At 42.7% G+C, this 8606-nt stretch carries 6 protein-coding genes; all 6 read right to left on the bottom strand.

Annotated features, from left to right (window positions below; all coding sequences use genetic code 11):
- Positions 1–538: 538 nt before the first annotated feature.
- Positions 539–1591: a porin gene (locus CXF78_RS07540; RefSeq protein WP_102036423.1), complete on the bottom strand. Its 1053-nt coding sequence runs from the start codon at positions 1589–1591 to the stop codon at positions 539–541.
- Positions 1592–1828: 237 nt separating this feature from the next.
- The gene (locus CXF78_RS07535; protein ID WP_011636162.1) at positions 1829–2554 is read right to left on the bottom strand and encodes a fumarate reductase iron-sulfur subunit; all 726 of its coding nucleotides are present in this window, start codon (positions 2552–2554) and stop codon (positions 1829–1831) included.
- Positions 2551–4560: a fumarate reductase flavoprotein subunit gene (locus CXF78_RS07530; RefSeq protein ID WP_102036422.1), complete on the bottom strand. Its 2010-nt coding sequence runs from the start codon at positions 4558–4560 to the stop codon at positions 2551–2553. Before CXF78_RS07530 ends, CXF78_RS07535 begins: the two co-directional genes overlap by 4 nt.
- Positions 4561–4758: 198 nt before the next feature.
- Positions 4759–5484, bottom strand: a complete 726-nt coding sequence (locus tag CXF78_RS07525) for a fumarate reductase cytochrome b subunit (RefSeq protein ID WP_059744834.1) — start codon at positions 5482–5484, stop codon at positions 4759–4761.
- A 138-nt stretch (positions 5485–5622) separates the two neighbouring features.
- The gene (locus tag CXF78_RS07520) at positions 5623–6924 is read right to left on the bottom strand and encodes an anaerobic C4-dicarboxylate transporter (protein ID WP_041412770.1); all 1302 of its coding nucleotides are present in this window, start codon (positions 6922–6924) and stop codon (positions 5623–5625) included.
- A gap of 112 nt (positions 6925–7036) precedes the next feature.
- Entirely contained in the window at positions 7037–8479 is a 1443-nt protein-coding gene (gene aspA, locus CXF78_RS07515) for an aspartate ammonia-lyase (RefSeq protein ID WP_102036421.1), read from the bottom strand.
- Positions 8480–8606 lie beyond the last annotated feature (127 nt).

The following is an 8606-nucleotide window of genomic DNA, read 5'->3' as shown; positions in this document are numbered from 1 at the left end:
TTTCTTGTTCCTGTTCCTGTTTCACTTTCATTGTAGCTAAGATCAACCTGGCGTTTCTGAGTTAACCTGCTGTTTTTTCATTGGTGATGGAAATGCTTGTCGCTCTTATGTGCATTTTTATTTAGTTGACTACTCATGTCATCCTCATTATGCCTTTATTTGTTTCTTATCCATTTCCCTTGGAAAACGATTAGTCAGTAGAACTCTGCAAAGCCTAGGTTTGTATTTTTTTAGTTTTTTTTCGACAATTTCTTGAACTACTGTCAGTAGTATTTTCGATTTATGCACTGAATATTCTGATGTTTTATGGATAATTGACTACGGAGAATTAACATTATGCGTTAATCCTCCGTAACGTGTTCTTAACGGAATATCAGGGGGGGGGGTAGATTTATACTGTTAGTGTATTTAAAAGTAGTAGTTAACCATGTTAACCATGGCTAGTTTGCTCATGCTTACAGTATCTAATGGCACTCTAATAAATATAAGCTTCTTAGGGCGCCATTACTTTTACTGAATCATGAAGTTGATTTACGGCTTAAAACTTATAATCGAAGTTATAGCGCATACCGACCATAATTTGATCATCAGTATCTTGGTATTCAAAGTCTTTTTTCTGATATTCGATGAAGGTACTGAATTTCGATGTTTTATGCCATTCAAAGGTGGTGTTATAGGCATTATAATTACCTGAGGTGATATTGTTGCCACCATCATCATATTTGGATATCCCCAGTTTAATTTTATAGGTTTCATTGATGAAGTAGCTTGCGACTATATCAAGAGTTGACCCATCGGCGATGTCTTTGTCTATGTTTTGATAAGCAGCTGCTAGGTACAGTGACTCAAAGTTTTTAGCTAAGGTGACACCTACGGTATTTTCATCTGTACCGTCTTCTAATTCTTTAGTGTAAAACGCTGCGGCTATGTAGATTAGGTCTGTTTTGTAACGTAAACCGGTGTTAAAGAAATCACTCCCATCACTTCCTTTGTTACCATCGAATTGGGCATCAGCAGAAAACAAAATATCGCCGAATTGCTTTCTATAAGTCACTAGATTGTTAAGTCTAAATGGACTTGCACTGTCATAGGCTATTGGGGTTCCTGAACGATTGAAAATATCGACGGGATCGTAAATGATTTCTTGTGTTACTGCTTGCTTACCAATAGCAAACCGACCTAAAAAACCTTCGATTCCGACATAGGCTTTTCGTGCATCGCCAAAGTCACCATCATTTCTTATATCAACCTTAAATTCGCCTTTAGCAAAGGCCATTAGGCCATCCCCTAATTGGTATTCCGTCGCAAAACCAATCCGTGAGTTAGCATCTCCAACATCCCACACATCGTCTGAATTGGTATGGGTAAGACCGAATGTCGGACGTAAAGAACCATAAAAATTAAACTGGGTATCTGAGAGCAAAGATGACTCACTGTCTTGGGTTTCAAGCGTGGCGAGCCTTTGCTGAATTTGTTGTAGTTCAGCTCGTAACTCCTCATTAGTATCGGTGTTGCTATTAGCTTGAGTTGTGAATATGGGAGCCGCAAAGCTCAGCATAATAATTGCAGATTTTAGTTGGGACGGTTTCATTTATGTTTCCTTACATAACAACTACTAGTGTTCTGCTACGGGTTTGGTTACCGATTAAACAGTACTGCTAGTAGTAAGGATGTGCACTTTTGACAGTGCGTGAGCAGGTGCCTAGCGACAATGCAAAAGCTCCCACATATTTACTGCAAACAGGGGCGCCTGTTTGCAAAGTTTTAGTGTTGTATTGCCTCATCAATCTCGCCAAAGCAGCGAGTTTTTGATTAAAGGACTTTTTGACTAGAGAATTGTCGAGGCCATTTTTCGGCGTAAATAAGCAATTTGCTGCATGTGGGGCAAGTCTTTAGGGCAGTTATCTTGGCAACCTAACAGCGTCATGCAGCCAAAGACTCCATCTTGATTGCCGATAACATGGTAGAAGTCATCTGCGCTGCGGTTGTCTCTACTATCCATTTCGAAACGGGCAATTTTCATCATGCCTACTGCGCCCACAAAGGTGTCTCGCATTTGTTTGGTGGCACATGCAGAGACGCAGACACCACATTCGACACAGCGTTCCAATTCATATATCCGCGCGGCTTCTTCTGGTGCCATTGGATTTTCTAGGCGATGCATGTCTTGATCGTCAGGTTTAGGATGTAACCAGAGCTTTAATCGCTCGGCTAATTCACGCATAAATTTCCCGGTGTTTACCGACAAGTCACCAATCAGTTCAAAGCCAGGTAGAGGCATTAAGGTGATTTCACCATCAGGGTAATTTGCCGTTAAGGTACGACAGGCAAGAGTTGGGAAGCCATTAATCACCATGGCGCAACTGCCACAAATACCTGCTCGGCACACAAAGTCGAACTGTAACGAAGTATCTTGTTGTTCACGCAGTTGATTTAATGCGATAAACACTGTCATACCATCTGTTTCGGTTAATTCGTAACGTTCCATTTTTGGCTTATCTTGGCTATCTTGTGGATCGTAGCGGAAGATATTAAAGGTGATTTTTCGGCTCATAATGATTTATTTCCTACCGGTTGAGATGGTATGACTGCTAATGTATCGCTAAGACGTTCATTAGCTGGTTGTAGATGGCTAGGTAACGTATATGGCATCAACGCTTGTTGCAGCGTGTGCCTATCTGGGGCGTCGCCGAGTTCTGCCGTTATTTTGTTTATTTCTTGAGTCCGTTTTTCAGTATCGGGATGGGCAATGTTGTTATCGTTGCCGTAACCACGGTATCCAGGAGGTAACTCCATTTTCATTACATCGAGCTTCTCATAATGTAAAACGGGTTCTAATGACTCGTCATTTGGCCAAGTAGCCAATGTACGATTTAGCCAATCTTTATCATTGCGTTGTGGATAATCTTCTCTAGAGTGGGCTCCACGGCTTTCGGTGCGTGCAGCAGCCCCACAGGCGACAGTTAAGGCTACTTTCAACATTCTGGTGACGCGCAGAGCTTCAACTAATTCAGGATTTGAATGACGTTTTTTACACTTAAGTCCTAGATTTTTTGCCCGTAGAAGTAATGCTTTAAGCTCGGCTATAGCCTTGTCTAGTTCAGGACCATTTCGAAAGATGCCGACGTAATTCATCATGATACGTTGCATTTCTTTTTTTATTTCGAAGGGGTTCTCTGTACCTTTACCGTCGACTAAGTTATCGATTTCATTTTGTAACTTATCGAGAAATTTTTGGGTAAGGGCAGTATCAATTTCTAAGGCATTTTGTTCACAAAAATCGGCTACATACTTACCGATGATCATGCCGCCTACTACGGTTTCTGCCACAGAATTACCACCTAAACGATTAAAACCATGCATATCCCAGCATGCAGCTTCTCCAACACTAAATAGTCCTTTAAGTTGTGGGCTTTCACCGGTGGCATTAGTACGAACGCCGCCCATAGAATAATGCTGGGTAGGTCTTACAGGGATCCACTCTTTGCAGGGATCGATTCCAAGAAAATATTCACAAATTTCTTTCACTTCGCGCAGATTGGTTTCAATATGCTCACGACCTAAAATGGTTATATCTAACCAGAGATGTGGCCCGTAAGGACTGTCATCTCCTTTACCTTTGCGAATATGTTCGGTCATGCGGCGAGATACCACATCACGGGAGGCGAGTTCTTTTTTCTCTGGCTCGTAATCTGGCATAAAGCGATGACCGTCTTTATCGCGTAGTATGCCGCCGTCACCGCGACAACCTTCAGTGGTAAGAATTCCTGCTGGGACGATGGCTGTCGGATGAAACTGTACCGCTTCCATATTGCCTAATGTCGCGACGCCAGTTTCGAGTGCTAACGCTTGGCCTATACCTTCGCAGATAGTGGCATTAGTCGATATTTCATAAATTTTGCCGTAACCTCCAGTCGCAATCGTAGTTGATTTAGCCACATAGGCGCGCAGTTCTCCGGTCACTAAACAGCGTGCAATGACTCCGTGGCAACGCTTACCATCATGGATCAGTGATAAGGCTTCAATCCTTTCGTGTACCGGAATACCCATCGATATTGCTTGGTTATCTACCGCATACAATAATGAGTGGCCAGTACCATCGGCGGTATAGCATGTTCGCCATTTCTTGGTGCCGCCAAAATCTCGAGCATTGATGAGGCCATGAGCTTCTTCTGCTTCATGTAAAGTCACTTTTTTTGCATTCATTATCACATCGCGCGGACCAGCAGAAATTCTAGACCAAGGCACTCCCCAGTTTGTCAGTTCACGTATGGCTTTGGGGGCGCAATGGGCAAACATACGTGCTACATCTTGGTCACAACCCCAGTCAGACCCTTTTACCGTATCCTGAAAATGTATGTCTTCGTTGTCACCCATGCCTTTAACTGTATTGCCAAGGCTTGCTTGCATACCGCCTTGAGCCGCCGCTGAATGTGAACGTTTTGCCGGAATAAGCGATAATACCAGTGTGTCTAGGCCGCGTTCTTTGGTGGCAATAGCAACTCTAAGGCCTGCTAGCCCGGCACCAATGATTAGTGAGTCTGTATAAATAAGTTTCAAAGTCAGCTCCTTATCTAATAATCTAGATAATATGTATGAATTTCCATTGCGCCCCTGCGATAGATGTAATGCACCTATTCGTCAGTGGAGGGTCTGTGTGTTGAGGCTTAGCTTTGCGATTCAGGGGGGCTCATTTTGTTATTGACTCTGGCTGTTTGTTGCCAGGCAATCACACTTAGCGTCCCCTTAGCATGCCTACTACTTCGGAATAAAAGGCTGAACGGGTAGTGTCAGTTCACTGCCAATAGAGATGTAAGTAATGAGGCTTAATGAACCTAAACAAAGTAAATAGATCATTAACACCTGGGCAATGGTGCGTATGAGAGAACGATTATTGCTCACTCCCCATTTTAATATCACTCTGTATAAGCCAATTAAGCCATGTACTAATACAACCGGAAGGAATACCACATACAAGATCCAGGCATGTCCGTTATAGACGCGGTCGGCTGAGAGGTGTGGACCAATTTCAGGATCTAAAATCATGGTTGCAAGATGTGCTGAGACTAAGAAAAATAAGATGAATCCAGTGATCATTTGCCAATACCAAGCGCGAGTGTCTTTGTGCTTTATGTTGGACATAAACCCACGAAGTGCACGCCACTGGCCAAGTTGTACCGGAAAGCGACGTAATGCTAGCGCCGCGTGAACGACGACGATAACTAAAATAAATACTGAAAAGATTTGTGTCACTAGTGGCCAACCGTGGCCAGTAGCGCTAAACATGCCACCTTCAAGTACTTGCACGAAGCGGTAGAAGGTTTCTTTGCCTAATAAAATGCTTGCCTCAAAATGCATATGCACTAATAAGAAAGCGCCCAGTAAAGCCCCTGTCAAGCTTTGTAAGCAGTCGGCTCTAGCTGACCAGGCTTGTCCAAATGGTCCACCATTGATGGCGGTTGGAACGCGCGTTTTTTCTGACATTAATTCACCTCTTATAAGATTTGTTATGATGTAAATGCGTAAGCATTACCCCAAAACAAAGTCCCTATATAAAGATTAAAAGAACAGGGTTAATCCATTTTCTGGATTAGCCCTTCGATAACATTGCTTAACATTGAGCTATATAATCATGCCGCCAAATAAGAACGCTAACGCGACACTGGTAGCAATTGTCACTACACCAGGAATAAGGAATGGGTGGTTAAATACCGCCTTACCAATTCGAGTTGAGCCGGTGTCATCCATTTCGACAGCTGCCAGTAGCGTTGGATAAGTAGGTAATACAAACAACGCACTCACAGCAGCAAAAGAGGCAACGGCTGTTAAAGGGCTCACACCAATGGCTAATGCCGCAGGCATCAGCGCTTTAGTTGTGGCCCCTTGTGAGTAGAGCAACATAGAAGCGAAGAATAGTGTTACCGACAATAACCATGGCTGGCTCTGCAGTAAGGTCCCTGCAAGGTCTTTGATTTCATCAATATGGTTTGCAACAAAAGTATCCCCTAACCACGCAACGCCTAGCACACAGACACAGGCAGACATACCTGACTTAAAAGTGGCAGCATTAGAAATTTCGCTAGCGTCTAATTTACAAAAAATCGTAATAGCTGCAGCAGCAGTTAGCATAATCACCATGATGGCTGAATCGCGAGGCAATACCGGATTAACAATTAATCCCACTTTGTCGGAAATCGCAGTGGCATAAATCATCACAGCCGCAATAGCCATTAAAAAAATCACCACTGAACGTTTAGCACCGTCTTTAATGTTTATTTGGGTAGCACCACGTTTTTTGATTAATCCTTTAGCCAAACGGTCTTGGTAAATCGGATCTTCTGCTAGCGGTTTACCCATTAAATTGGCTACTACGGCCCCGACCATACAAGCGAGAAAAGTGGAGGGGATACATACTGCTAATAGCACTAAATAGTCCACTCCAAGTGGCTCTAAGATGCCAGAGAAGAACACTACTGCCGCAGAAATAGGTGAGGCAGTAATGGCGACTTGAGATGCTACAACTGCGATAGATAAAGGTCGAGATGGACGTATACCTTGTTCTTTGGCTACTTCTGCAATAACAGGTAAAGTTGAGAATGCTGTGTGGCCCGTTCCAGCAAAGAGTGTCATGAAATAAGTGACGACGGGTGCTAGAAAGGTAATTTGTTTTGGATGTTTACGTAGTAATTTCTCTGCCAGTGAGACGAGATAGTCCATCCCTCCCGATACTTGCATGGCTGCAATGGCGGTGATCACCGACATAATGATTAGGATTACATCAATCGGGATAGTCCCTGGTGTTAGTCCAAGTCCAGCTGTCAGTATCAGCACTCCGACACCGCCAGCAAAGCCGATCCCCATGCTCCCCATTCTTGCACCTAGGTAAATAGCCCCTAGTACGATAATTATCTCTAATATAATCATGGTATTAACTCTTTGTTATTTTGATTGTCATATTCTGCTTAAGGTTAATTATGCAGAAGCTTATTGTTTAATAATCGAATTTGGGTTGGAGAAAATCTCCAACCCAACAGAGTTACACTTTGGTTTTGCTAGTATTTCGTTTATCCTGATACTTAGGATGCATTAGGTTTTCTACAGAGAGGATTTCATCGAGTTCTTCAACTGTTAATAAGCCTCGTTCTAGCACCACTTCACGGACATTTTTACCCGTTTGGGCACAAATTTTGCCGATAATGTCGCCTTCATGGTGACCGATGAACGGATTAAGATAGGTCACGATGCCAATAGAATTTAATACATGATTCATACAGACATCAGGATTGGCAGTGATCCCTTCAACACACTTCTCACGCAGTGCGATACAGGCATTTCCCATAAGACTTAGCGACTCAAACATAGCCTGGCCAATGACAGGTTCCATCACGTTAAGTTGTAACTGGCCGGCTTCTGCGGCCATAGTGATCGTAATATCGTTACCGACAATTTTAAAAGCCACTTGGTTAACTACCTCTGGGATCACAGGGTTGACCTTGGCAGGCATGATTGACGAACCGGCTTGTAACTGAGGCAAATTGATGTCATTGAATCCTGTGCGTGGACCCGATGAAAGCAAGCGTAAATCGTTACAGATTTTGGACATTTTAATGGCCATACGCTTAATTGCGCTGTGCAGCATAACGTAGGCGCCACAATCCGATGTCGCTTCAATTAAATCTTCTGCTGGCACATATTCACGGCCAGTAATTTCAGCCAAATGTTTAATGGCCAATGAGGAGTACCCTATTGGAGTGTTTAGACCTGTACCAATAGCCGTTGCACCTAAATTCACCTCAAGTAATAATTCTTGGCAACGTTTAATCGATTTAATTTCTTCGCGCAGTGTTACAGCAAAAGCGTGAAACTCCTGGCCTAATGTCATAGGCACAGCGTCTTGTAACTGAGTGCGGCCCATTTTTAATACGGTCTTGAATTCTGTAGCTTTAGTGTCGAAGGCACTGATGAGGTCGGTTAATGCCTCTAATAAAGTATCTGTGCTGTTGACCAATGCAATTCTAAAACCTGTTGGATAAGCATCATTAGTGGATTGACACTTATTAACATGGTCATTAGGGTTGATGACATCATAGCGGCCTTTTTCTAGCCCCATGAGTTCCAATGCAACATTGGCTAATACTTCATTGGTGTTCATGTTGACCGAGGTACCAGCACCACCCTGATAAACATCTACTGGGAATTGGTCGACAAATTGACCTGTCGTGAGGATCAGATCGCAGGCTTCAATAATTTTATTCGCAATCTCGGGACTTACAGCCCCTAATTCGCTATTAGCCATGGCTGCCGCTTTTTTTGTTAGCATCATGCCTCGTACTAATTCAGGTGCGTCGGAAATTTTTTGATTACTTAATTTAAAGTTTTCCATTGCACGTAATGTGTGAATGCCATAATAAAATTTATTAGAAACTTCTTTAGTACCCAATAAATCTTCTTCGATACGTGTGCTATTAGTGTTTTTCATTTCTATCCTATTAAATCCTGTTAATAGTAAGATATATTTTCGACCTTGAGCTATGGTATGTGTATATAAGCTTAAATTGCATATCAAAAATAACTCTTCGAAAATATGAAGGAGAACTTTCCCCTTA

The sequence above is a fragment of the Shewanella sp. 11B5 genome (assembly GCF_002836795.1).
Classification (GTDB): Bacteria; Pseudomonadota; Gammaproteobacteria; order Enterobacterales; family Shewanellaceae; genus Shewanella; species Shewanella frigidimarina.
The sequence above is the reverse complement of the archived record's forward strand: the minus strand, read 5'-3'. Positions and strand labels throughout refer to the sequence as shown.

Bases quoted from the DNA above. Each gene is read 5' to 3' on its own strand.
- CXF78_RS07540 (WP_102036423.1), bottom strand. From the start codon at position 1,591: ATGAAACCGTCCCAACTAAAATCTGCAATTATTATGCTGAGCTTTGCG.
- CXF78_RS07535 (WP_011636162.1), bottom strand. From the start codon at position 2,554: ATGAGCCGAAAAATCACCTTTAATATCTTCCGCTACGATCCACAAGAT.
- CXF78_RS07525 (WP_059744834.1), bottom strand. From the start codon at position 5,484: ATGTCAGAAAAAACGCGCGTTCCAACCGCCATCAATGGTGGACCATTT.
- CXF78_RS07520 (WP_041412770.1), bottom strand. From the start codon at position 6,924: ATGATTATATTAGAGATAATTATCGTACTAGGGGCTATTTACCTAGGT.
- aspA (WP_102036421.1), bottom strand. From the start codon at position 8,479: ATGAAAAACACTAATAGCACACGTATCGAAGAAGATTTATTGGGTACT.